Source organism: Cryobacterium tepidiphilum (assembly GCF_003716325.1).
In the GTDB taxonomy this organism is placed as follows: Bacteria; Actinomycetota; Actinomycetes; order Actinomycetales; family Microbacteriaceae; genus Cryobacterium; species Cryobacterium tepidiphilum.
Map to the genome: position 1 here is coordinate 71,872 of NZ_RDSR01000011.1, position 23,171 is coordinate 95,042.

The window sequence follows — 23,171 nt, forward strand, 5'->3', positions numbered from 1 at the left end:
ACGAATGTGGAGCAGCCATGCCCGGACCTTCCCCGAGCAAAGCGCCGCGGCCCGTGCACCTCCGCTGGGAGTACGTGGGCCTGGTCATGCTCGGGGGCAGCATCGGCACCGCTGGCCGCTACCTCCTCTCGACGGCGCTCCCCGCCTGGCAGGGAGTTCCCGTCGGCACGTTCGTGGTCAACATTGTTGGCGCGTTCGCGCTCGGCCTGTTGCTGGAGGCGCTGGTGCGCCGTGGCCCTGACCACGGCGTACGTCGGATCCTTCGCCTCCTCGTCGGCACCGGCATGCTCGGCGGTTTCACCACGTACAGCTCGCTCGCCGTCGAAACCGATGGGTTGATCACGGGCGCCCAGCTGTGGCCCGCCTTCGCGTACGGCGCGCTCACCCTGATCGTCGGCGCGCTCGCCTCGACCGCGGGCATCGTCGCGGGTGCAGCCGGCCACGGCTGGCGGCCGACTCGGGCGGCGTTCCTCGCCAAGCGGCACGGAGGAAGTCGTTGAACGTCGCGGTCATCCTGGCGGTGTCCCTTGCCGGCGGCATCGGCGCCGCGACGAGGTTGGGGGTCGACGGGTTCGTGCGCAGCCGGGTGAAGACGGCCTATCCCCTCGGCACGATGGTCATCAATGTGAGCGGTTCCCTCCTGCTCGGGGTGGTCACCGGTCTCGCGCTCACGCACTCCCTGCCCGTTGAGTGGCGCCTCGTCGTCGGCACCGGCTTTCTCGGCGGTTACACCACGTTCAGCACGGCGAGCTTCGAAACCGTGCGATTGGCGCAACAGGGGCGCTTCGGCGCCGCCCTGGTCAACGGCCTCGGGATGTTCGTGGCGGCGGTGGCGGCCGCCGGGCTCGGCCTGTGGCTCGGCTCGCTTCCCGGCTGAGCCTCGCAACCACCCCGCCGCTTCAGGTTTCGGCTCGCGGGGCTGGCGACGGATGGTGGGCCCTACCGGGCTCGAACCGATGACATCCACGGTGTAAACGTGGCGCTCTACCAACTGAGCTAAAGGCCCCTGGTCGCGCGGGCGACAACAGGTCGTGTCACATCATACCGAAAGCGGGCTACGCGGGCTGAAGTTCCTCCAGTGCGGCGCGGTAGGCCTCCAGGTGGCGCGCCTCGCCCGGCGCCGTGATGAAGCTGGCACGGATGATGCCGCTCGGGTCGATGAGGAACGTCGCCCGGTTGGCGAACCCCTTCTCCTCCAGGAAGACGCCGTATTCCTTCGCCACTCCCCCGTGCGGCCAGAAGTCGGCGAGCAGGTTGAAGCTGTAACCCTCCTGCTCGCTCCAGGCGCGCAGCGTGTGCCGTGAGTCGACCGAGATCGCCAGCAGCTCCACCCGGCTGTCGTCGAACAGCTGCAGGTTGTCGCGCAGCTCACAGAGCTCATTGCTGCAGACCCCAGAAAAGGCGAGCGGGAAGAACACCAGGGCGACCGACTTCTCCCCGCGGAACTGGCTCAGCTGCACGGTCTGCCCGTACTGGTTGATGAGCTCGAAGTCTGGTGCCTGGGTGTCGTTTTCCAGAGCCATGATGTGCATTTCCTTCCCAGCCGCGCAAAAGGCGCGTCTGAACACGGTGAGTCAGCCTAGCGCCGCACGCTGGGGGAACCAAGAATGGCGGATGCGAGAACGCCGGGCGGCCCGTTCGCGGCCTCCGGTCGGCGGCAGGAACCGATCGCGCGCGCACCTAGAATCAGTAGGCAGGCGCGCTGGCGGGGTCTACCCCGGCTTTCGCGCCACCGGGCAGGAACAGAGAAAGGTCGAACCGTTCAGTGGCAGCTGCTCCCAAGACCAAAGAGCAGACGCTCGCATGGCTTCGCACCATCTCCGGCGAGCTCTCCACCGCCACCATCAAGCGCCTTGACGAGACCCTGCCCTGGTACGGCGAGATGCCGCCGGGTCGCCGCTCGGCGGTGGGGCTGGTCGCCCAGGCCGGTATCACCTCCTTCATCTCCTGGTTCGACGACCCCAAGTCCACGCCGTGGATCGCCGCCGACGTGTTCGGGGCGGCCCCGCGCGAACTCCTGCGGTCGGTCAGCCTGCAGCAGACCCTGCAGCTGATCCGCGTCACCGTCGAGGTGGTCGAGGAACGGGTCAAGGACGGCGGCGAAGCCCTCCGCGAGGCGATCCTGCTGTACTCCCGTGAGATCGCCTTCGGCGCAGCGGATGTCTACGCCCGCGCCGCCGAGGCCCGCGGACTCTGGGACGCCCGCCTCGAGGCCCTCGTCGTCGACTCCATCCTGAGCGGCGAGTACGACGACGAACTGCCCAGCCGCATCGCCGCGCTCGGCTGGCACGGCCACGGCGAGGTGTGCGTGCTGGTCGGCACGACCCCCAAGCTCCTCGACGTCGACCAGCTGCGCCGCGCTGCCAGGCACATGGCCGCCGACGTGCTGATCGGCGTGCAGGGCAACCGGCTCGTGCTCGTCATCGGCCGCGCACGCGCGGTTGGCAGCGAAACGGACGACAGCCTTGTGCCGCAGCTGTCGTTCATGGACATCGCCATGGAACTGGAGCAGAGCTTCGGGCCGGGCCACCTCGTGCTCGGCCACGAGGTCCCGAACCTCGTCGACGCCTCCAAGAGCGCGAAGGCCGCCCTGGCCGGGTTTGCCGTCGCCCGCTCCTGGCGGAACGCGCCCCGCCCGGTGCAGGCGGACGACCTGCTCCCGGAGCGCGCCCTGGCAGGCGACCCCCTGGCCCGCGCCACGCTCATCCACCGCGTGTACCGCCCACTGCAGGCGCATTCCACCGAACTGCTCGCCACACTCTGGTGCTACCTCGACAACGGCCGCTCGCTGGAGGCGACGGCCCGCGAGCTCTTCGTTCACCCGAACACCGTGCGCTACCGGCTGAAGCGGGTGTCCGAGGTGATCGGATACGACGCGACCGGGGCACGGGAGGCGCTCATCCTGCAGGCGGCACTCATCATCGGATCCATCAGCGACCACGACGGATCCACCCGACGACGCTGAATCGTCCTACGCTGAGGCTGTGGCTTCCGACAAACGTTCCCGTGATACTTGGTCGACGGTCGACACGGCACCGGCCCCTGGGCTTGCGAGACTAGAACGGTGATTGTCGTCGTCTGCCCCGGCCAGGGTTCGCAAACCCCCGGCTTCCTGACCCCCTGGCTCACCGATCCCGCCTTCACGCGGGAGCTCGAATCGATGTCGGAGGCGGCGGGCATCGACCTCGTCGCACACGGCACCGAGAGCGACGCCGAGACGATCCGGGACACCGCCGTCGCCCAGCCGCTCATCGTGGCCGCCGGCATACTCACCCTGAAGGCGCTGTTCGCAGACGGCCGGCGTGACCGAGTCGGCGGCATCGCCGGCCACTCCGTGGGCGAGGCCACCGCCGCCGCGGGTGCCGGTGTCCTCGGCAACTCCGAGGCGATGCGCTTCGTGACCGAGCGCGGCCGCGCCATGGCAGCGGCCGCCGCCCTGGAACCGACCGGGATGAGCGCCGTCATCGGCGCCGACGAGGCCGAACTGCTGGCCCGACTCAATGACCTCGGCCTGCAACCGGCCAATTTCAACGGCGGCGGCCAGATCGTCGTCGCCGGCGCCCTCCCTGGGCTCGCCACCCTCGCCGAGAACCCGCCGGCCCGCGCCCGGGTCATCCCGCTCCAGGTCGCCGGCGCCTTCCACACCCGGTACATGGCGCCGGCCGTGCAGCACCTCACCGACGTCGCTTCGACGCTCGCCCCCGCCGACCCGACGCTCTCGCTCTGGACCAACCGCGACGGCAGCCGGGTCACGAGCGGCGCATCCTTCGTCGACCTGCTTGTCGGCCAGGTCTCCTCCCCCGTGCGCTGGGACCTCTGCATGCAGTCGTTCACAGAGGCGGGAATCACGGGCATCATCGAGGTCGCCCCGGCCGGCGCCCTCACGGGACTCGCCAAGCGGGCCCTGAAGGGCGTGCCGAGCGTCGCCATCAAGACACCCGACGACCTCGAGGCCGCCTTCGCGCTCCTCGACGCCGACCAGAGCTGACACCCCGACCCGATCCGAAAGAGACGAATGTCGCAACCAGTCCTCCAGCAGTCGCACGGCCCGCAGTACACCCGCATCCTCTCCGTCGGAGCCGCCCGCGGCGACCTGAGCGTCCCCAACGACGACCTGGTCGGGCCCATCAACTCCTCGGACGAATGGATCCAGCAGCGCACCGGCATCATCACGCGCACGCGGGCCAGCCAGGACGTGCAGGCGGTCGACCTCGCGACGGATGCTGCGCACGAAGCGATCGAACGCGCCGGCATCGCCCCCGACCTGATCGACGCCGTCATCATCGCGACCATCAGCAATACCCGGCAGACGCCCTCCATGGCGGCCATCGTCGCCGACAGGGTGGGGGCGAACCCCGCGGCCGCCTATGACATGAACGCCGCCTGCGCCGGGTACACCTATGCGGTGGCCCAGGCCGACGCGTTGATCCGCAGCGGTGTCGCGCATTTCGCCCTCGTCATCGGCGCCGAGAAGCTCTCGGACGTCGTCGACCCCACCGACCGGTCCATCTCATTCCTCCTGGGTGACGGCGCCGGGGCGGTCGTGATCGGGGCGAGCTCCTATCCCGGCATCTCGAGCACCGTCTGGGGATCCGACGGCTCCCGGGGCGACGCCGTGAGCATGAACCACACGCTGCAGGAGTTCCGCCGCGGCGAGGCCCCATGGCCCACCCTCCGGCAGGAAGGGCCCGCGGTCTTCCGCTGGGCCGTGTGGGAGATGGCGAAGGTCGCCAAGCAGGCCCTCGACGCCGCCGGCATCACGAGCGACCAGCTCGCCGCCTTCATCCCGCACCAGGCGAACATGCGCATCATCGACGAGTTCGCCAAACAGCTGAAGCTCCCCGAGTCCGTCGCGATCGCACGGGACATCGCGACGACCGGCAACACGTCGGCCGCGTCCATCCCGCTCGCCACGCATCGGCTGCTCGAGGAGAACCCCGGCCTCAGCGGCGGGCTGGCCCTGCAGATCGGCTTCGGGGCGGGCCTCGTCTTCGGCGCGCAAGTGGTCGTTCTGCCGTAGAGCGCCGCGTCACCCTAAACTTAGTTCCGGTCAAACGAGACACCCCCCAAGGAGAAAACAATGGCATTGTCCACCGAAGAAGTTCTTGCCGGCCTGGCCGAGCTCATCAACGACGAGACAGGCATCGCAACCGACACTGTCGAGCTGGACAAGTCGTTCACCGACGACCTGGACATCGACTCCATCTCGATGATGACCATTGTCGTCAACGCAGAAGAGAAGTTCGACGTGAAGATCCCCGACGAAGAGGTCAAGAACCTCAAGACCGTCGGCGACGCCGTCGAGTTCATCGTCAAGGCCCAGGACTGACATTCCCCCGAACGGGCAGGCCGACCGCTCGGTCGGTCTGCCCGTTTGCGGGTCGCCCGCGTTTTACCCCTTCCATCGGGAGTTTGACCTTATGACCAAGAAAATCGTTATCACGGGACTGGGCGCCACCTCGCCCCTGGGCGGGAACGGTCCCGACACCTGGAACGCCCTGCTGGCCGGGGCATCCGGTGCCAGCACCCTGGAGCAGGACTGGGTCGCCGAGACCCAGTTGCCGATCACGTTCGCGGCGCAGGCGAAGGTGCCCGCCGCAGACGTCCTCGACCGCCGTGAGGTCAAGCGCCTCGACCCGTCCAGCCAGTTCGCCCTCATCGCCGGCCGTGAGGCCTGGGCGGATGCCGGAGCTCCCGAGGTCGAGCCGGAGCGGCTCGCCGTGGACTGGTCCACCGGCATCGGCGGCGTCTGGACGCTCCTGGACGCGTGGGACACCCTGCGTGAACGGGGCCCCCGACGGGTACTTCCGATGACCGTGCCCATGCTCATGCCGAACGGCCCCGGCGCCGCCATCGGCATGGACCTGCACGCCCGTGCCGGCATCCGCACCGTCGTCTCTGCGTGTGCGTCCAGCACCGAGGCCGTCGCCAATGCCTACGACCGGCTGCAGCAGGGGCTCGCCGACGTCGTCATCGCCGGCGGTTCCGAGGCCGCCATCCACCCGCTCCCGATCGCATCGTTCGCCGCGATGCAGGCGCTGTCCAAGCGCAACGACACCCCCGCAACCGCGTCCCGCCCCTACGACGTGACGCGTGACGGATTCGTGCTCGGTGAGGGCGCCGCGGCGCTCGTCATCGAGACCGAGGAACACGCCAAGGCCCGCGGCGCCCGCATCTACGCCGAACTTCTCGGCGGCGCGGTCACCAGTGATGCGTATCACATCACCGCGCCCGACCCCGAGGGCTCCGCCGCCGCGCGGGCGATGGTGGCCGCAGTCTCGCAGGCCGGCGCCGACCTCAGGGACGTGGCGCACATCAACGCACACGCCACCTCCACCCCGGTCGGCGACATCGCGGAGTACAACGCCCTGCGCCGCGTGTTCGGTGACCTCCTCGACGGCATCCCCGTCTCGGCGACCAAGGCGTCCACCGGGCACCTGCTCGGCGGCGCGGGGGCGATCGAGGCGTTCTTCACGGTGAAGGCGCTCGCGGAGCGTGTCGCCCCGCCGACGATCAACCTCACCGAGCAGGACCCCGAGATCCCGCTCGATGTCGTCACGTCGCCACGCGCGCTTCCCGCCGGAGACCTGCTCGCGATCAGCAACTCGTTCGGCTTCGGCGGCCACAACGCCGTCGTGGCGTTCCGCAGCGTCTGACAAGGTTCACGAGGGGGCTGGAGGTCAGGTACCTCAGCCCACCTCGTGAAGCCAGACCACGGCGTTCATGTCGCTGGCGTGCCGGAACGGCTCCAGCTCGTCGTCCCACGCCTGGCCGAGCACGAGGCGCAACTCACGGTGGAGGTCCAGGGCGTTCGTCCCGGCAGCCTCCATGGCATACCGCACGCGGTCCTCCGGGATGACGATGTTGCCTGCCGTGTCCGTCTGGGCGTAGAAGATGCCCAGCTCCGGCGTGTGCAGCCAACGACCGCCGTCCGCGCCCAGACCCGCATCCTCGGTCACCTCGAAGCGCAGCTGCTCCCAGCCGAGCAGCGCGGATGCGATGGCGGCGCCGGTTCCGCGGTCGCCTTCCCAGTAGAACTCGGCGCGCTGCGACCCCTTCAGCACCGGCTGGCGGGCCCAATCGAAGTTCACCGCCGTACCGAGGGCGCGACCGGTCGCCCACTCGACATGAGGGCACAGCGCTGCTGGTGCCGAGTGCACGTAAAGTACTCCCCGCGCGGCAGGCGCCTGACGGGTGGTTGTTGCCGCCATGTGTCTGATTCTCCGTTTCTGTGAGGTGCGTCTTCCCCAACGACCTCGTGAAACCATGACCAGCAGCGGCACTATGCAGTTATTCCGGCACAGCCGGTACCTGAATTATGCCGTCTCCGCACGCCCGCCACAAGCTTCGGCCGGTGCACCCGGCCAGCCTTCGAGCATCCACGCCCGGGGATGCCTATCCTCAAGGGAGGGTGAGGGCCCGGATCGGAGGCAGGGATGTCTGTACGCGACGGCATGCTCGCGATCCTCACGGTCGGTCCGGCCTACGGCTTCCAGCTGCACGGGGAGCTGCGCTCGCGCACCGCGGGCCGACGCAGCGTGAACGTCGGCCAGATCTACGGGACGCTCGACCGCCTCATGCGCCAGGGCGCGGTGGAGTCCGCGGGCGCGACCGAGGACGGGCTGCCGCTCTACCGGCTGACTCCCTCCGGGCGCGTGCAGGCCCGGGAGTGGCTGCACGCCACAGACAGCACACCCGGCGAGGAGTGGAACGACCTGGTGAGCCGCGTGCTCCTTGCCTGTTCCCTGCCCGACGTCGACGCCTTCTCGATCATCGCCCGGAACCGCGCCGCCTGGGAGCAGGCGGCGATCGTGGACGAAGACCAGGAGGCCGGAGCGGACTCCTCGGCGGCGGAGCGCCTGGCCGCGCACGCCGACACCGTGCTGTCCCGCGCCGCGCTGGCCTGGCTCGGAAAGGTGGAGGAGGAGCTGCGCCGGAACGGGGCCGAGGCGTTCCGGCGGGAGTTCAGCCAGGACCGTCCCCGCAGGGGACGGCGTCCGGCCAACCCTCCCGCCTACGTGACCTCGGCGTAGTTGTCGACGATCCGGGCCGAGAGCGGGAAGTCGACCGGGAACTCCCCGAACAACAGCCGGCCCGCCCGGGCGGCCGCCTCCCGCACCACCTCCGCCACCTCTTTGGCCAACGCCTCGGGAGTGTGCACGATCACCTCGTCGTGAAGAAAGAACACCAGGTGCGGCCGTCGACGAAACGGCGCAGGCGATCCACCGGGGGAGGCATCCGCCCGGGTACCGACCTCCCAGAGCTCCTTGCGGATCTCGGCAAGCCAGCACAGCGCCCACTCGGCGGCGCTGCCCTGCACGATGAAGTTGCGGGTGAAGCGGCCCCACTCCCGGGCCTGGCTTCGAGCGCGGCGCTCGTCGGCGGCCGTCGCCCCGGGCTGGGAGGCCTGCGCCTGCGCGGCTCGCCAGCCGGCGTCGGGACGCGGCGACGAGCGACCGAGCAGCGTCGTCACGACATCCCCTCGTTCGCCCAGTCGGGCCGCCGCCTCCACCGCAGCCACGGCGCGCGGGTACGCCGCGGCCAGCCGGGGCAGCAGCTGGCCGCCCTGCCCGGTCGTGGCGCCGTACATCGCCCCCAGCATCGCGCCCTTTGCCTGCTGCCGGGTTTCGACGACCCCGCCCGCCACGATGCCGGCGTACAGGTCGGTTCCCCGGCCGGCATCCGCCATGGCCACGTCGGCGGCGAGGCCGGCGAGGATCCGCGGCTCGAGCTGGGCCGCATCGGCGACAACCAGCTTCCAGCCGTCGTCGGCGACAACGGCGCCGCGAACCTGTTTCGGGAGCTGCAACGCTCCCCCGCCACGCGCGGCCCAGCGCCCGGTGACGACGCCGCCGGGCAGGTATTCCGGATGGAACCGGCCGTCGACCACCCAGGCGTCCATCCACGCCCACCCGTTCGCGCTCAGGAGCCTGGATCGCTTCTTGTACTCGAGCAGCGGTTCGATCACCGGATGCTCGACCCGGCGGAGCTCGAACGCGCGCGTGGATGCGATGGGCAGGCCGGTTGCCTTCAGCGCCCTCAGCAGTTCGACCGGCGAATCCGGGTTGAGCGCGGGTGCCTCGAGCGCGACACGGATGCGCGCGGCAAGCCTCTCGAGTCGCTCCGGCCGCGTGCCGTGCGGCACCCGGGGGCCGAGCTCGGTCGCCAGGAGACGCTCGTGCACGTCCCGGCGCCAGGGAAGCCCGGCGAACTGCATCTCGGCGGCGACGAGGGCGCCGGCCGATTCCGCGGCGAGGAGCAGCCTCAGGCGCCCGGGGGCGGTGGCGGCGCGCACGGCCTCCAGCTGGCGGAGGAACTCGCCGCGGGGGTCGGGAAGCCCGCCGTGGCCGAGTTCGAACAGGGCCTCGCCCTCGCCGGCACCGCCGGAGAGGGCCGAGGCGTCCCATTCGCCCGCGGGGGCCGAGGCGAGGTCGCTGCCGGCGCTGAGCGTCGAGTGGCGCAGGATGACATGGCAGAGCCGCAGGTCGTGACACCGCGCGATGCGGATCCCGCCGGCTAGCAGCCGCGGATACCAGGCCACGGTGTCGTCCCACACCCACCGGGCGGCCGAGTCCTGCTCCTGCACGTACCTGCCGAACTCGGCGTCGCTCAGCGTGAGTTCCGGCGCGGAGGCGCTTCCGTCATCGGTCAGCGGAGCGACGAGGACCTTCCCGCCGTCCCGGCTGACCAGTATGTACACCTGTCAATTGTGCCGCCTCGCGGCGCCGGTCGGCTTCGCGGGCCGGCCGGCGCCTGAGGCGCTACTGCCCGGTGGCGTCGGGCGCCCGGTCGACTGTGCCGCGCCAGCCGCCGGGGGTGAACCCGTTGGACTCCATCAGCTCCTTGAAGGTGTGCAGGTCCTTTCCGATCTGGATGTCGTCCACCTGCAGCAGCGCCCCGGCCTTCTCGACGAACCCCTCCGGCTCCCAGTCGAGCCGGAGCGAGACCCGGGTCGTGTCGGCGTCGAGGCGATGGAAGGTGACCACGCCCGCGTGCGCCTCGCCCCCGGTGCTGGTCCAGGCGACACGGGTGTCCGGGATCTGCTCGGTGATCTCCGCGTCGAACTCACGCGTGACGCCGGCGATGGAGACCTTCCAGTGCGTGTGCGTGTCGTCGATCTGCACCACCTCGTCGACCCCGCTCAGGAACTGCGGGAACGACTCGAACTGCGTCCACTGGTTGTACACGCTGCTGATCGGGGCGTCGACGTCGATGTCTGCGTTGACGGTTGCCATGGTGTCCTTCTTCCGTGTGTTGGGTGAGTCGGGGGTCAAGCGAGAGCCGCGATGAGGTCCTCGCAGGCTTTCTGGCAGCGCCGGCATGCGGCGCCGCACGCCTGGCAGTGGCTGTGCCGGTGGCTTTCGCACTCGATGGCGCACACCTCGCAGGCCGCCGCGCAGGCGCGCAGCTGAGCGAGCGTGACCCTGGGGTCGGTGTCGGTGTGCCGTGACAGCACGCGCGCGGTGGCGCCGCAGATGTCGGCGCAATCGAGGTCGAGACGGATGCAGCGGGTGAGGCGCTCGAGCTCCTCCTCCGCCAGGCAGGCGTCTGCGCAGGCCGTGCAGGCCTGGTCACACGCGAGGCAGGCGTCGATGCAGCTGACGTACAGCCCGAGGGGCGACGGTGCGAGGTTTCCCGGGTACGTGTCGATCATGTCCTGTGTGATGCTCATGGCGTTCTCCTTCCGATGGTGGTGTCACGGCGATGGCATCCCGCCGTTGACGTTCAACGTCTCCCCCAGCACGTAGCTGGACTCGGGTGATGCCAGGAAGACGTACGCGGGTGCCAACTCGGTGGGTTGCCCGGCGCGGCCGAGCGGCGTCGACGCGCCGAACTCCGGGAGGGCGTCCTTCGGCTGCCCGCCGGATACCTGGAGCGGGGTCCAGATGGGACCGGGGGCGACGCCGTTGACCCGGATGCCGCGGGGCGCGAGCTGCTGGGCGAGCCCCTTCGTGAACGCGTTGATCGCCGCTTTCGTGGTGGCGTAGTCCAGCAGGATCGGGGACGGCTGGTAGGCCTCGATCGACGTCGTGTTGATGATCGATGATCCGGCCGGCAGGTGAAGGAGGGCCGCCTTCGTGATCCAGAACATCGCGTACACATTGGTCTTGAACGTCGCGTCGAACTGCTCGTCGGGCAGGTCCTCCAGTTTCTCGCAGAACACCTGCTTGCCGGCATTGTTGACCACGATGTCCAGGCCGCCGAGTGCCTCCACGGCCTGGGCGACCAGGTTGCGGCAGTGCTCGGCGTCGCGCACGTCGCCCGGCAGCTTCACGGCCTTTCGCCCGGCCTGCTCGATCAGGCTCGCGATGCGGTCGGCGTCGGGCTGCTCCTCCGGCAGGTACGACAGGGCGACATCGGCGCCCTCCCGGGCGAAGGCGAGAGCGACGGCGGCACCGATCCCGGAGTCGGCGCCGGTCACGAGGGCCTTGCGGCCCTCCAGCCTTCCGGTGCCCCGGTAGCTGTCCTCACCGTGGTCGGCGTGCGGCTGGAGCTTCTGGTCGAGGCCCGGTTCAGGCTGGTCCTGTTCCGGCGGTGAGATCGACGGATACCGCGTGGCCGGGTCCTGGAAGCGGAGCTGATCGCCCGCCTGGTCACTCACCGGAGATCGCCTCGCTCACGGCGGTGGGCGCGTCGAAGTCCTGGTCGGGAAGGTTCCGGAGCGCGCCGAGGACGTTGTCGTCGGCGCCGTTCTTCTCCGCGGCCTGCACGATGTCGTCCCTGCTCGCCGGGTACTCGATGCCGGAGAGGAACTTCTGCACCTGGATGGGGTTGGGGGTGTCAGGCATGCTGCTTTCCTTTCATGTGAAGACCACGTCGGTGGCCTGTACGTCCCGGTTGGGAACGGTGGTGGGTGCTTCGAGGTGCACAGCTCCGCTGGGAACGATGCCCGCGCCTCCGTAGGTCTCCATCACGCGCCACTCGGCGGCGACGTCTTCGCCGGCGTGGTCGGGCGGGAGCCGGCTCCAGAAGCTGAACCCGCCGCACGCGACCAGCGCTTCGCGGGCGTAGAGCACGCATCCGCCGAGCCAGGCGATCTTGTACGCCAGCCACTCGTCGCGGGCGAGGTCGAGGCCGGCCGCCACGTGGGCGAGGTTCGCCGCATTGTGCAGCGTCCACCGGCCGTACCCGGGCGCGTCCTCGCGCATCCGCTCCGGCTCCACGACACCGCCGGGCCACGGCTCGAAGGGTTCGGTCTCATGCGGTCGCCGGTCGTCGAGGTAGGACAGGCCCTGCACGGCCGCCCCGACGAACCCGCACCCGAGCGTGGAGAGGGCGGCGTGCAGGCGGGCCAGCATGCCGGGCTCCAGCCACACGTCGTCGTCGAGGAACAGCACGGCGGGCGCCGCCGATTCGCCCAGGAGGAAGTGACGTTGCTCGGCGAGACCCCGGCGCGGCAGGTGCGGCAGGACGCGGACCGGGCGCCCCTGCGCGCGTAGCACGCGCACCATCGCGGCCACGGCCGGGTCGTCGCCGATGCGCGCGGCCGGTGACTGGTCGCTGATCGTGACGGTGAAGGGCGGATCATCCTGGGCAGCTAACCCGGCGAGCGTGACAGCGAGCTCCGCCGCCCTGCCCGACGTGGGAACCAGCACATCGACGGCAGTGTCGCCGGGAACGAGCTCGCGGGCCCACTCGGCCGCCGTGCGCCGCGACGTCATACGTCGACCACCGCCTCCGGCCCGTGGCCGGTCCCGAGGATGCGCTCCACGACGGCGGTCGTCGACTGGGCTGGGACATAGTCGAGGATGCGGACCTCCCCGCCGTAGCCGGTCACGACGTCGCTCTCCTCGAGCATCTGCGGCGTGTAGTCGCCGCCCTTGGCGTACACGTCGGGCCGGATGCGCTCGATCAGGGGAATCGGTGTGTCGGTGTCGAAGATGGTCACGTAGTCCACGCTGGCCAGGGCGGAGAGCAGGCCGGCCCGGTCCTCGGCCCGGTTGACCGGGCGGCCTTCGCCCTTCAGCCGTCGGGTGGACTCGTCGCCGTTGACCGCCACCACGAGCACGTCACCGAGGGCCCGCGCCTGGTTGAGCGACGCGGTGTGGCCCGGGTGCAGCACGTCGAAGCATCCGTTGGTGAGCACGATGCGCCGGCCGTTGCCGCGCTCGACCGCGAGCCGGGTCGCCAGTTCCTCCTCGTCGAGCACCTCGGCACTGTGGCCCAGGTGGTGCGCAAGGTCGTCGGTCGAGCAGACCGAGGTGCCGAACCGGCGCACCACGACATCGGCGGCGGCCTGGGCGAAATCGGCGCTGGCGGTGAGCGGACGCCCGGTGCTCCGGGCGACGGTCAGCGCGGCGACGAAGGTGTCCCCGGCGCCGGAGGCCTGCTTCTCTGCGACCGGGACGGCCCAGGTTCGGTACGCGGGAAGGTCGCGGGTCAGGAGCACGGTTCCGTCGCGGTCGAGGGTGACGACGATCGCCTCGCTGCCCGTCGCCTGGAAGAGCTCTGCGGCGTGCTCCGCGAACCACGCGGGTCGGTCGCCGCCCGGGGGCAGGTCGGCCGCGATGAGACGGGCCGCCTCGTGCGCATTGGGGGTGGCGAGGTCCGGCCGGAGCGAGGACCACCTGGACGGGTCATGCGCGTCGACCACCGTCAGCCGCGGCCTCACGGTGCGGCCGGCCAGGGCCGCGACGACGGTGGCGCTGAGGGCGCGGGAGCCGTAGTCGCAGATCACCTCCGCGTCAGCCCCGGCGCCCGCGGCGAGGGCCGCCTCGGCCAGCGCATCGACCGTGGCAGCCGGGTAGTCGCCTGAGAAGGTGTCGTCCACGCGCACCAGCACCTGCCCGGCGCCGAGGATGCGGGTCTTCGTCGTGGTCGTGACGCCGCCGGAGCTGAGCAGGCCTGATAGGTCGATGCCCGCCGCCCCCAGCAGGTCCCGCAGCAGGCGGCCGGCCTCGTCGTCGCCGATCACGCCCACGGCTCGCACCCGGGCTCCCAGGGCGGCCAGGTTCATGGCGGTGTTGGCAGCTCCTCCGGGCGCGTAGCTGCGGCTTTCGATGTCGACGACGGGGGCCGGCGCCTCCCGGGCCATGCGCTCGCTGGTGCCCCGCCACCATCCGTCGAGGAGGAAGTCGCCGAGCACCGCCACGACCGGCGACTGCTGTCGGATGGCGCGCGCGAGTCCCGGGGAGACGTGCTCTGGTCCGCTCACTGCTCCTCCTTTGTCAGCGCCCCGCCGCGTGGAAGCGACAAAGAGTGTCACCTGCCCGGTACCCATTTCCCACCGCGCTACACGCGCAACCTACCGGCGAACATCGCATCCCGCGACCGGTCCTCCAGGGGAATCCGCTGTGCGTTTGCCGCACCCCGAAGCCGGGAACAGGACATGCATGCGACGTGTCCAGCATCCCGAGCCTTTCGACGACGTGCGCCGGATCGCCGTCCTCCGCGGAGGCGGCCTCGGGGACCTGATGTTCGCCGAGCCCGCGCTCCGCGCCCTCGCGCACGCCTACCCCGCGGCGCAGATCACGCTCATGTGCTTTCCCGCCCAGGCGGCCCTGCTGGCCGGGCGCCCCTCCCCCGTGCACCACATCGAGGTGCTTCCCGTGGTGCCGGGCATCCGCCCCGGTGTGGAGGACCCGCCGGCCGCCGAGGCCTGGCTGCAGCGGATGCGAGACGAACACTTCGACCTGGCCGTGCAGGTCCACGGGGGCGGCCGCTACTCCAACCCGTTCCTGCTGCAACTCGGCGCCCGCCACACCGTGGGCCTGGCCACCGCGGAGGCAGCGCCCCTCGAACGGACCATGCCCTACGTCTATTACCAGCACGAGGTCCTCCGCGCCCTGGAGGTGGTGGCGCTGGCGGGCGCGCAGCCCGTCGCGCTCGAAGCCGAACTGGAGGTCACCGACGACGACCGGCGGCGGGCCGCACCGCTGCTGCCGGCAGGGGACGGTCCGCTCCTGGTCATCCATCCCGGCGCCACCGACCCGCGACGGCGATGGCCGGCGGATCGCTTCGCCGAGGTGGCGGCGCAGGCCGTCGCATCCGGCATGCGAGTGGCCGCCGTGGCCGACGCATCCGAGGCCGAGATCGCCGACGCGATCGTCGACCGGGCACGGGATTCGACCCGGCCTGTCGACGCGGGGAGGCTGGTGTCGCTCGCCGGGCGCGCGGACCTCGGACAGTTGATGGGGATCTTCGCGCACGCCGCCGTGGTGCTCGGCAACGACAGCGGCCCCCGTCACCTGGCACAGGCGGCGGGGGCCCCGACAGTGGGCATCTACTGGGTCGGCAACCTGATCAACGCGGGGCCGCTCACGCGGGCGCACCAGCGCGCGCTCGTGTCGTGGACGAACCGGTGCCCGGAGTGCGACATCGACGTGACGCAGAGCGGGGCGGAGCGCTGCGAGCATGACGTGTCCTTCGTGACCGACGTGTCGGTGCGGGACGCGCTGGAAGCCATCCTGGCCGTGACCCGGGTCACGGCCAGGAGTCATCCTCTTCCGGTGTGATCACGAGCTCGCGGATCTCGCAGCCCGTGGGCTGCTGCAGCGCGAACAGCACGGCGTCGGCCACGCGGGCGGGATCGATGAGTTTGGACTCGTCGTGCGGCTTGTACTTCTCGTCGCGGTCGTCGAAGAAGCGGGTGCGCATCCCCGCGGGGATGAGCGTCGTGACCCCGATCTCGCCGCGGGTCTCGGCCGCGAGTGCGCGGGTGAAGCCGATGACGCCGAACTTCGACGCGCAGTAGGCCGTCGCATCCGACACCGCCTTCAGCCCGAGCGAGGACGCGACCGTAACGACGCGCCCGTGGCTGCGCTTGAGGTACGGCAGCGCGGCCTGGGCGACAGCCGCAGTGCCGAACAGGTTCACCATGATCACGCGTTCCCACTCCACGGGGTCCACCTCGTCGAGGCGACCGCAGCGGTCGATGCCCGCCGCCGTGACTATCGCGTCGAGACCGCCGTGCGCCTCCGCCGCCGCCGTCACCGCCTGGCGGGTGGTGGCGGTGTCGGAGACGTCGACCACCCACGACGATTCGATTCCCTCGGCCTTCACCCGGTCGAACACGATCGGGGTGCCGTCGGCGTCGGCGACGGCCTTTGCGACGGCGGCACCGAGGCCCGACGCGCCGCCGGTGATGAGTACGCGTCCTGGAGATACTGTCTCAGTCACTCACTGCTCCTTTACTTCGATGGCTTCTGGTTCAGCTGACCCGGGCGAGCGCGGAGGCCAGCCGGGAGGTGGAACGTGCGGGGTGGTACGGCACCGTCACGGTGCAGCCGCCCCAGCTCGTGATGAGCGGCGCCTCGGGCAGGTCGTCGACGGAGTAGTCGCCGCCCTTCACCCAGACGTCGGGGCGGAGCCGGCGGAGCGCCTCCTCGGGGCTGTTCTCCTCGAACACGAGGACGGCATCGACGCATTCGAGGGCGAGCAACAGGTCGACCCGGTCGGCTTCGGCGATGATGGGGCGTTCGGCACCTTTCAGGCGGCGAACGGATGCGTCGGAGTTGAGGCAGACGATGAGGCAGTCACCGAGTCCGCGGGCGGCCGACAGGGTGCGCGCGTGCCCGGCGTGCAGGAGGTCGAAGCATCCGCCGGTCGCCACCACGGTGCCGCCGGCGGCGCGCACGGCGGCAGCCACGGTCAGTGCGTCGCCGGCGGGTCCACCGATCTGCACCGGCCAGCGCCCCGCGCCCATGCCCGCCACGCCACCCGCGGCGAGGAAACCGGACGCCGAGCGAACGGCGACGGCGGTCGCCGCGGCCACCGCGGAGCCGCCCTGCAGCTCGCGGACGAGCGTCGCCGCCAGCCGGTCTCCGGCGCCGCAGGGGTCGGTCGCCGCCACGGCCGGCGCGGGCACCACGACCGGTCCCCTCGGCGCGTCGAGGGAGCAGAGCAGCGCCCCGGATGCGCCCATCGTCACGATGACGGCGCGGGCATCCCACGCCTCACGCAGCCGCTCGCCGGCGTGCACGGCCAGCGGCAGGCCGGTTCCGGTGGCGCCGGAGAACGCGCGCGCCTCGGCGAGGTTGGGGGTGACGGCGGCGAGCCCCGGCACGGGAACCGCCCCGCGCGGGTGCGGGTCCCACACGACCGGGACGGATCCTGCCCGCGCCGCTATGGCGGCGCGGATGCGTTCGTCGGCGGCGACGCCGCGCCCGTAGTCGGCGACGAGGACGGCGTCGGCCGCCTCGATGGCGGCGATCATGGCCTCGGTGACGGTGGGTGTCGCCGGGTCGACACATCCTTCGTCGATGCGGGCGATCGCCTGCTGCGCGGCGCGGAGCCGGGTCTTCACGGGCGTGGGTCCGTTGGAGGCACCGGCGACGACCGTGATCCCGTAGAGCGCGTCGCGAAGGTCACCGGAGCGGCCGTCGTCGGAGAGGACGGTGACCAGCAGCACGTCTTCCCCGTCATCGGCCAGCATCCGCGCGACGAGGCCTGCGCCGCCGGCCCGCATGACGGAGCGGGCGACGTCGATGACCGGCACGGGAGCGTCGGGACTCAGCCGCTCGGCGGAACCGCTGAGGTCGACGTCGAGCAGCGTATCGCCGACCACGACGATGCTCATCGCACACCGCCGGGCCGCACGGCGGCGACCGGGGCCGTGACGGCGGGGCTCCCCAGGTAAGCGTCGAAGGCGCAGCAGATGGCGTGGATGGCGATGAGCTGGCCCTCCTGCACGTTCGAGGCGCGGCTGTCCAGGCCGATCCAGTCGTCGCAGCGCTCGGCGAGCGGGTTCGGGCCGGGGCCGGTGAGGGCCCAGGCGGTGGCCCCGGCGGCACCGGCGGCCTCGGCGGCGCGCAACAGGTTGGGGCTGCGACCGCTCGTGGACAGCAACAGCACGATGTCGCCGGGACGCGCGTGGGCGGTGACCTGCCTCGCGAACACCTCGTCGAACCCGTAGTCGTTGCCGATGGCCGTGACGCTCGATGAGTCGGCGTGCAGGGCGATGGCCGAGAACGGGGGCCGGTCCCCCTCGAACCGGCCGACGATCTCGGCGCTCAGGTGCTGCGCCTCGGCCGCCGACCCGCCGTTGCCGCACGTCAGCAGCCGGTGGCCGCCGATCAGCCGGGTGCAGAGTTCCCGGCCCCATTCGCTGAGGTGGCCCGCCTCGGCTGCCAGCTGGGTGACGACGTCCCCGAGGCCCGACAAGTGCTCGAGGACGATGCCCGCACCGACGGTCTCCGGTGTCGGGGCTGCGACCAGGTTCCGTACCGCTTGCACCCTCACAACGCACCTCCGTCGGCCGTGAGGTCGGTCACGGGGTCGGCCTGGGCCAGGATCCCCCGGTAGACCTTCGCGGTCGTCTGGGCGACGCGGTTCCAGGTGTACCGCGTGCGGCTCCTGGTGCGGCCCATGCGGCCGAGTTCCGCCGCTCGCGCCGGGTCGTCGACGATCTGCAGGATCGCCTCGGCGACCGCTTCCGGGTCGCGAGGCGGCACGTGGATGCCCGTGACGCCGTCGACGACCGTGTCGATGAGTCCTCCCACGGAGGCGGCGATGACAGGCACGCCGCACGCCATCGCTTCCAGCGGCACGATTCCGAACGGCTCGTACCAGGGGACGCAGACGACGGCGTTGGCGGAGCGCAAGATTCTCGGCAGGTCGGCCTGCGGCACCTGCCCGCGCACGACGACCTGATCGGCGACGTCCAGCTCATCCGCGAGCCGGATCATCCGCCGCGCTTCGGGGTCGGCTGCCGGGTCGCTCGCGCCGCCCGACCCGCCGACGATGACGAGCTCGACGTCGGTGCGGCCGGCGTGCTTCAGTGCGGCGAGCGCTCGGATGGCGATGTCGACCCCCTTGCGCGGCACGAGCCGCCCGACGACGGCGATGCGTGCACGGTTCCCGCGCTCCTCCGCGGGGCCGTCGGGTCGGAACAGTGCGGAGTCCACGCCGCACGGTGCGACGGAGATCGAGCGCGCGTCGACCCCCATGGCGCGCAGTTCGAAGACCTCGTCGGAGCAGGTTGCGATGACCCCGTCGACATTCCGCCCCACCCAGGGTTCGAGCCAGGCGCGCTCGTTGGGACTGGTGTCGTCCGCGCCCTGGTGCCGGCGCTTCACGGTGCCGAGGGCGTGGAACGTCTGCAGGACGGGAATGTCGGCGTCGGTCGCCCGCACCGCGTCCAGCGCGGCCAGGCCAGACATCCAGAAATGGGCGTGCACCACGTCTGGCCGCACGCCGGCCCAGTCGCGAGCGATGCCGGCGCCGAGCTCGGGCATGTACGGCAGCAGCTCGTCCTTGGGAATGTGCCGGGCGGGTCCGGCAGTGACGTGCACGACCTCGACACCGGGTGCCGCGTCGACTCGCTCGGCTAGGCCCGGATCATCCCGGCGCGTGTAGACCGTCACGGTATGGCCGAGCCGGGCCAGCGCGGAGGAGAGGGCCGCGACGTGCACATTCTGGCCTCCCGCGTCGACGCCGCCGAGGGCGGCGAGCGGGCTGGCGTGTTCGGACACCATGGATATCCTCATTGATTACTCCTCTCGGTTATCGCCGATACGGATCGCGCCCGGGCGTCGCCGAGCACCTCGTCCCAGCGCGCCAGGAAGGTGCGCAGGTTGTAACGCTCCAGGGCAGCCTCGCGTGCCACGAGCCCGCGGCGGCGGGCCTCATCGGGGTCGCCGACGAGCCGGCCCGCCTCGGCGACGAGCGCCGCGACATCCGTCCCGATGGCGCCCGCCTCCGGCGGCACCGCCCGGGGCGCCTCCGTGGCGGCGAGCACCACGACCGGCATGGCAAGGTGCATGGCTTCGAGGAGCGACAAGCCGAGCGAGGTCCAGCGCAGCGGATGCAGGTACACGCGTCGCCTGGCCAGCTCGGTGTGCAGGCGGCCGGTGGGCAGGTCGCCGGCGTGCACGAGTCCGGACGCGATGCCGAGCTCCTCCGCCAGCCGGTCGCCGCCCATGCCGAAGACGTCGACCGGTCCTGCCTGCAGGAAGTGCGGGAGCAGGTCGGTGCCGGTGACGCGTCCCCGGCGGATCGGTTCGTTGATCACCGCTGCCTGGACCTCCAGCTCACCGGTGTAGAGCGGCCCCGGATCGACGACGCCGTGCTCCACCACGGTCACCGGCGCCCGCCCGGAATCCCAGAACAGCCGGTTGAAGTGCGTGACGTGCACCAGCAGGATCTCGCCCTGCTCGCCGAGCGGGTGCACGGTGAACGGCACGTCGCCCTTCGGCGTGTTGTGCTCCACGTACACGGCCGGCACATCGCGGCCGGGACGACGGCCGAGCAACCGGTGCGCGACGTCGATCTCCTCGGCGCGCTGCAGCACCACGCAGTCCACGTCGGTGTCGTGCAGCGCGTCGGGCGAGACCTCGCGCACGTTCGCCGGCCACTCCCGGCCCGCTCGCCCCAGGCCCCACGGCCCGCCCTCCGGCGTGGTGGGGAGCAGGTACTCGTGGTCGCCGCGAACGAACGCGTCGGTCCATCCGCCGTGCACGTGCCAGAGCAGGATCCTCATGCCGCTCCTTCACCGTCGCGGCGCAACAGGGCGAGCGTCGCACGCACCACGTCGGCGGGCGTGACCTCGTTGAGGCAGGGGTGCCCTGGCACCGGGCAGACGCGCGCTCGGGTGTTCCGGCACGGCGCCTGCTGGTCCCCCAGCAGTTCGACGGGGATTTTGTACGGCGCCCAGCGGATGGCCGGGACGACCGGGGAGAACAGGCTCACGACCGGCGTGCGCACTGCGGCGGCGAGATGGGCGGGCCCGGTGTTGCCGGTGATGACCACCGAGGCGCGTTCGAGCACGGCGGCCAGCTCCGGCAGGGTGCAGCGACCGCCGAGGTCCGTGGCCCGGTCGGCCGCCACGAGAGCGGTGAGGCCCGCTTCGCCGGGGCCACCGGTGACCACGGTGCGGATGCCGGCGTCGGCCAGGAGCCGCACGGCGCGACGGTAGTGCTCCGCCGGCCAGGTGCGTGCCGGCACGGCGGCACCGGGGTGCACTGCGACGAACGGCGACGGTCCGGTGAGGGCGGTGGCGTCGGCCGTCGGAATGACGGCGAGCCGCCCGTCGTCGCCCGCAGGGAGCGCGTAGCCGGCAGCGGATGCGATGGCCAGGGCGCGCTCGGCCTCGGGCTGGTCCTCGGGGAAGTCCTCCCCCGGGCGCAGCCGCACGTCGAGCAGGCTGCCGGCGTAGTCGACGGATGCCCCGGTGATGCGCGGCACGCCGGCGTGGCGGAGCAGCAGGGCGAGGGGCAGCGCGGACTGATGGAACGAGGTGAGGATCACGGCCTCGTCGGGGGCGCACTCCCGAACCATGCCCTGCAGAGCGGCGAGATGCTCCTCGGTCACGGCCGGCGCGGGGTCGGTGATCCACGGGGACGCCCAGGTGAGCACTCGCTCCACGCCGGGGAGCAACGCCGCCGCCGGTGCGCCCTGCGGCCCGCAGAGCATCCAGACCTGAGCCGGCTGGCCGTGGCGGCCGGCCGTGATCGCGCGCACGGCCGGACCGGCCAGGAGTACGTCGCCGAGACTGTCGAGCCGGGCCACGAGAACGCGGCGGGTCATGCGCGCGCCTCCCGGTCGTCGCCGGGCGGGACCGCGCCCGCATCCTCGCCGGCGTCCGCGTCGTCACCGATCGCATCCGCTGCGCCCAACAGGAGCGTGACCGCGGCGAGGAGGTCGGGAGCGAGGGCCGGCGCGTCGAGGATCTCCCCGAGGCGCGTGAACGCGGTGGGAACCATGACGCCGCGAACGCCGGCCGCGACCGCCGCCTCCATGTCGGAACCGATGTCCCCGATGTAGGCGACCTCGCCCGGCACCACACCGAGCTCGCGGGCCGCCTGGATCAGCATGCCCGGCCGGGGCTTGCGGCAGGCGCAGTCCTCGTCTTCGCGGTGGGGGCAGACGCACCAAGTGTCGAACGGACCCAGCAGTTCATCCACACGTTCGTTCACCCGGGCGACGTCATCGGGCGTGACGATGCCGCGGCCGATCCCGGACTGGTTGGTCACCACGCCCGTGGGAATCCCGTGCGAGCGGAGCAGGTGCAGGGCCGCGGCCGCCGTGGGCATGGCCTCCACCCGATCGGGGTCGCCGTTGTACGGCACGTCGACCACCAGCGTGCCGTCCCTGTCGAAGAGAACGGCCCGGGGGTGCACCGCCGTCGGCCTGGTCATACTTCTGCTGTTCCCCCTGCCGAAGAGAACAAACGTCTTTCCCGCCTCAGCTGCTGCCGGCCGCGGACTTCTGCAATGGTGGGGTGCATGCAGCTTCCTCCCACCGGCGATGACCGACCCGTGGTCCTCGCCCTGCGCGCGCTCAAGCTCGGCGACCTCCTCGTCGCCGTGCCGGCGTTGCACGCGATCAAGCGCGCCCGGCCGGACCACCGGCTGGTGTACGCGGCACCCGGGTGGCTGCGGCCCATCGTGTCGCTGGTCGACAGCGTCGATGACCTGCTGCCGACACCGGGACTGGACGACCCACTCGACCTGGAGCCCGGCAGCGTCGAGACGGTGGTGAACCTGCACGGGAACGGGCCGGAGAGCCGGGGCGCCCTCGAGCGTCTCCGGGCGCCGGTGCGGCTGGGACACCACGCCCCGGGATGGGACGGCCCGGAGTGGCTCGACGGCATCCACGAGCGGGACCGCTGGGCGCGGCTCGTCTCAGCGCACGGGATGCCCGCCGATCCGCTCGACATGCGACTGCGGGTCCCCGCAGTGCGCCCGGTCGTGCCGAATGCGACCGTCGTGCACGTGGGGGCCTTCTACGGTTCCCGGCAGTGGCCGGTCACCCGATTCGCCGAGGTCGCCCGTGCGCTCACGGAAGACGGGCAGCGCGTCGTGTTCACCGGAAGCGCCGCGGAGGCTGCGCGTGCACGGGAGGTGGCGGCACTGTCCGGCCTTCCCGACGAGACCGTGCTCGCCGGTCGGCTCGAGCTCGACGGCTTCGCGTCGCTCATCGCCGCGGCCGCGCTGGTCGTCTCGGCCGACACGGGAGCCGCGCATCTGGCGTCCGCGTACCGAGTGCCGTCGGTGGTCCTGTTCGGTCCCGCTCCCGTGGAGGAATGGGGGCCGCCGGCCGATGGGCCGCACATCGTGCTCACCGACGCGACGCTCCGCCGGGGCGACACCTTCGGCAGCGAGCCTGATCCGGCGATCCTCGCCGTCACGCCGGCTGACGTCGTCTCGGCCGCGCGTTCCCTCGCGAGCCGCCCTGTCTGAGCGGCTGTTCAGCGGGCGGCGTGTTCAGCGGGCGGCGTGTTCAGCGGGCGG

General features: G+C 71.5%; 26 protein-coding genes and 1 tRNA gene. 10 read left to right on the forward strand and 17 right to left on the reverse strand.

Annotation, left to right across the window (positions count from 1 at the left end):
* Positions 1-17: 17 nt before the first annotated feature.
* Positions 18-500 carry a fluoride efflux transporter FluC gene (locus tag EEJ31_RS08275; protein ID WP_123045835.1) on the forward strand — a complete coding sequence of 161 codons (483 nt, stop codon included), beginning with the start codon at positions 18-20 and terminating at the stop codon, positions 498-500.
* Entirely contained in the window at positions 497-877 is a 381-nt protein-coding gene (crcB, locus tag EEJ31_RS08280; RefSeq protein WP_123045836.1) for a fluoride efflux transporter CrcB, read from the forward strand. Before EEJ31_RS08275 ends, crcB begins: the two co-directional genes overlap by 4 nt.
* A 53-nt stretch (positions 878-930) precedes the next feature.
* Here crcB and EEJ31_RS08285 read toward each other — a convergent pair.
* Positions 931-1,006 (reverse strand) — tRNA-Val (locus tag EEJ31_RS08285).
* Positions 1,007-1,055: 49 nt separating this feature from the next.
* Positions 1,056-1,523: a peroxiredoxin gene (locus EEJ31_RS08290; protein ID WP_158603927.1), complete on the reverse strand. Its 468-nt coding sequence runs from the start codon at positions 1,521-1,523 to the stop codon at positions 1,056-1,058.
* A gap of 242 nt (positions 1,524-1,765) precedes the next feature.
* On the opposite strand from EEJ31_RS08290, the gene EEJ31_RS08295 reads away from it, so the two are divergent.
* The 5 genes from EEJ31_RS08295 to EEJ31_RS08315 all read left to right on the forward strand — a co-directional run bounded on the left by EEJ31_RS08295 (position 1,766) and on the right by EEJ31_RS08315 (position 6,656).
* Positions 1,766-2,965 carry a PucR family transcriptional regulator gene (locus tag EEJ31_RS08295; protein ID WP_123045838.1) on the forward strand — a complete coding sequence of 400 codons (1,200 nt, stop codon included), beginning with the start codon at positions 1,766-1,768 and terminating at the stop codon, positions 2,963-2,965.
* A gap of 99 nt (positions 2,966-3,064) precedes the next feature.
* Complete coding sequence (locus EEJ31_RS08300; RefSeq protein WP_123045839.1) at positions 3,065-3,988, forward strand: ACP S-malonyltransferase; 924 nt, start codon at positions 3,065-3,067, stop codon at positions 3,986-3,988.
* Between the two features lie 27 nt (positions 3,989-4,015).
* On the forward strand, positions 4,016-5,020 hold the full coding sequence (locus tag EEJ31_RS08305) for a beta-ketoacyl-ACP synthase III (protein ID WP_123045840.1): 1,005 nt from the start codon (positions 4,016-4,018) through the stop codon (positions 5,018-5,020).
* Between the two features lie 60 nt (positions 5,021-5,080).
* Entirely contained in the window at positions 5,081-5,329 is a 249-nt protein-coding gene (locus EEJ31_RS08310; RefSeq protein ID WP_022883990.1) for an acyl carrier protein, read from the forward strand.
* A 91-nt stretch (positions 5,330-5,420) separates the two neighbouring features.
* Positions 5,421-6,656 carry a beta-ketoacyl-[acyl-carrier-protein] synthase family protein gene (locus EEJ31_RS08315; RefSeq protein ID WP_123045841.1) on the forward strand — a complete coding sequence of 412 codons (1,236 nt, stop codon included), beginning with the start codon at positions 5,421-5,423 and terminating at the stop codon, positions 6,654-6,656.
* A 33-nt stretch (positions 6,657-6,689) separates the two neighbouring features.
* Here the strand turns inward: EEJ31_RS08315 and EEJ31_RS08320 are convergent, their stop codons facing one another.
* The gene (locus tag EEJ31_RS08320; protein ID WP_123045842.1) at positions 6,690-7,211 is read right to left on the reverse strand and encodes a DUF3145 domain-containing protein; all 522 of its coding nucleotides are present in this window, start codon (positions 7,209-7,211) and stop codon (positions 6,690-6,692) included.
* A gap of 225 nt (positions 7,212-7,436) precedes the next feature.
* On the opposite strand from EEJ31_RS08320, the gene EEJ31_RS08325 reads away from it, so the two are divergent.
* On the forward strand, positions 7,437-8,033 hold the full coding sequence (locus tag EEJ31_RS08325; protein ID WP_123045843.1) for a PadR family transcriptional regulator: 597 nt from the start codon (positions 7,437-7,439) through the stop codon (positions 8,031-8,033).
* Here the strand turns inward: EEJ31_RS08325 and EEJ31_RS08330 are convergent.
* The 7 genes from EEJ31_RS08330 to rfaE2 all read right to left on the reverse strand — a co-directional run bounded on the left by EEJ31_RS08330 (position 8,015) and on the right by rfaE2 (position 14,155).
* Positions 8,015-9,700, reverse strand: coding sequence for a bifunctional 3'-5' exonuclease/DNA polymerase (locus EEJ31_RS08330; protein WP_123045844.1), 1,686 nt, complete (start codon positions 9,698-9,700; stop codon positions 8,015-8,017). The two genes, EEJ31_RS08325 and EEJ31_RS08330, sit on opposite strands and share 19 nt — an antisense overlap.
* A 61-nt stretch (positions 9,701-9,761) precedes the next feature.
* Positions 9,762-10,235, reverse strand: coding sequence for an SRPBCC family protein (locus EEJ31_RS08335; protein WP_123045845.1), 474 nt, complete (start codon positions 10,233-10,235; stop codon positions 9,762-9,764).
* A 35-nt stretch (positions 10,236-10,270) separates the two neighbouring features.
* Positions 10,271-10,672, reverse strand: coding sequence for a four-helix bundle copper-binding protein (locus EEJ31_RS08340; protein WP_123045846.1), 402 nt, complete (start codon positions 10,670-10,672; stop codon positions 10,271-10,273).
* A 24-nt stretch (positions 10,673-10,696) separates the two neighbouring features.
* Positions 10,697-11,602 carry an SDR family oxidoreductase gene (locus tag EEJ31_RS08345; protein ID WP_123045847.1) on the reverse strand — a complete coding sequence of 302 codons (906 nt, stop codon included), beginning with the start codon at positions 11,600-11,602 and terminating at the stop codon, positions 10,697-10,699.
* Positions 11,595-11,789, reverse strand: coding sequence for a DUF2795 domain-containing protein (locus tag EEJ31_RS08350; RefSeq protein WP_123045848.1), 195 nt, complete (start codon positions 11,787-11,789; stop codon positions 11,595-11,597). The genes EEJ31_RS08345 and EEJ31_RS08350 overlap by 8 nt, the downstream gene beginning before the upstream one ends.
* 12 nt (positions 11,790-11,801) lie before the next feature.
* Positions 11,802-12,662 (reverse strand): glycosyltransferase family 2 protein, encoded by an 861-nt coding sequence (locus EEJ31_RS08355; protein WP_199727310.1) that lies wholly within the window; start codon positions 12,660-12,662, stop codon positions 11,802-11,804.
* Positions 12,659-14,155, reverse strand: coding sequence for a D-glycero-beta-D-manno-heptose 1-phosphate adenylyltransferase (gene rfaE2, locus EEJ31_RS08360; protein WP_325049338.1), 1,497 nt, complete (start codon positions 14,153-14,155; stop codon positions 12,659-12,661). The genes EEJ31_RS08355 and rfaE2 overlap by 4 nt, the downstream gene beginning before the upstream one ends.
* 178 nt (positions 14,156-14,333) lie before the next feature.
* Between rfaE2 and EEJ31_RS08365 the strand changes: the two genes are divergently transcribed.
* Positions 14,334-15,455, forward strand: coding sequence for a glycosyltransferase family 9 protein (locus tag EEJ31_RS08365; protein ID WP_123045850.1), 1,122 nt, complete (start codon positions 14,334-14,336; stop codon positions 15,453-15,455).
* On the opposite strand, the gene EEJ31_RS08370 is transcribed toward EEJ31_RS08365, so the two are convergent.
* From EEJ31_RS08370 to EEJ31_RS08400, 7 genes are read right to left on the reverse strand one after another with little or no spacing between them, the layout of a single operon-like run.
* Positions 15,424-16,119, reverse strand: coding sequence for an SDR family oxidoreductase (locus EEJ31_RS08370; protein ID WP_123045851.1), 696 nt, complete (start codon positions 16,117-16,119; stop codon positions 15,424-15,426). The genes EEJ31_RS08365 and EEJ31_RS08370 overlap by 32 nt on opposite strands.
* A 31-nt stretch (positions 16,120-16,150) precedes the next feature.
* Positions 16,151-17,518 (reverse strand): PfkB family carbohydrate kinase, encoded by a 1,368-nt coding sequence (locus tag EEJ31_RS08375; RefSeq protein WP_123045852.1) that lies wholly within the window; start codon positions 17,516-17,518, stop codon positions 16,151-16,153.
* On the reverse strand, positions 17,515-18,180 hold the full coding sequence (locus EEJ31_RS08380) for a D-sedoheptulose-7-phosphate isomerase (protein WP_407643218.1): 666 nt from the start codon (positions 18,178-18,180) through the stop codon (positions 17,515-17,517). Before EEJ31_RS08380 ends, EEJ31_RS08375 begins: the two co-directional genes overlap by 4 nt.
* The gene (locus EEJ31_RS08385) at positions 18,177-19,427 is read right to left on the reverse strand and encodes a glycosyltransferase (RefSeq protein ID WP_123045853.1); all 1,251 of its coding nucleotides are present in this window, start codon (positions 19,425-19,427) and stop codon (positions 18,177-18,179) included. Before EEJ31_RS08385 ends, EEJ31_RS08380 begins: the two co-directional genes overlap by 4 nt.
* Entirely contained in the window at positions 19,424-20,419 is a 996-nt protein-coding gene (locus EEJ31_RS08390; RefSeq protein WP_123045854.1) for a glycosyltransferase, read from the reverse strand. Before EEJ31_RS08390 ends, EEJ31_RS08385 begins: the two co-directional genes overlap by 4 nt.
* On the reverse strand, positions 20,416-21,465 hold the full coding sequence (locus tag EEJ31_RS08395; protein ID WP_123045855.1) for a glycosyltransferase family 9 protein: 1,050 nt from the start codon (positions 21,463-21,465) through the stop codon (positions 20,416-20,418). Before EEJ31_RS08395 ends, EEJ31_RS08390 begins: the two co-directional genes overlap by 4 nt.
* Entirely contained in the window at positions 21,462-22,076 is a 615-nt protein-coding gene (locus tag EEJ31_RS08400; protein WP_123045856.1) for a D-glycero-alpha-D-manno-heptose-1,7-bisphosphate 7-phosphatase, read from the reverse strand. Before EEJ31_RS08400 ends, EEJ31_RS08395 begins: the two co-directional genes overlap by 4 nt.
* Positions 22,077-22,163: 87 nt before the next feature.
* On the opposite strand from EEJ31_RS08400, the gene EEJ31_RS08405 reads away from it, so the two are divergent.
* Positions 22,164-23,120: a glycosyltransferase family 9 protein gene (locus EEJ31_RS08405; protein ID WP_199727312.1), complete on the forward strand. Its 957-nt coding sequence runs from the start codon at positions 22,164-22,166 to the stop codon at positions 23,118-23,120.
* Positions 23,121-23,171 lie beyond the last annotated feature (51 nt).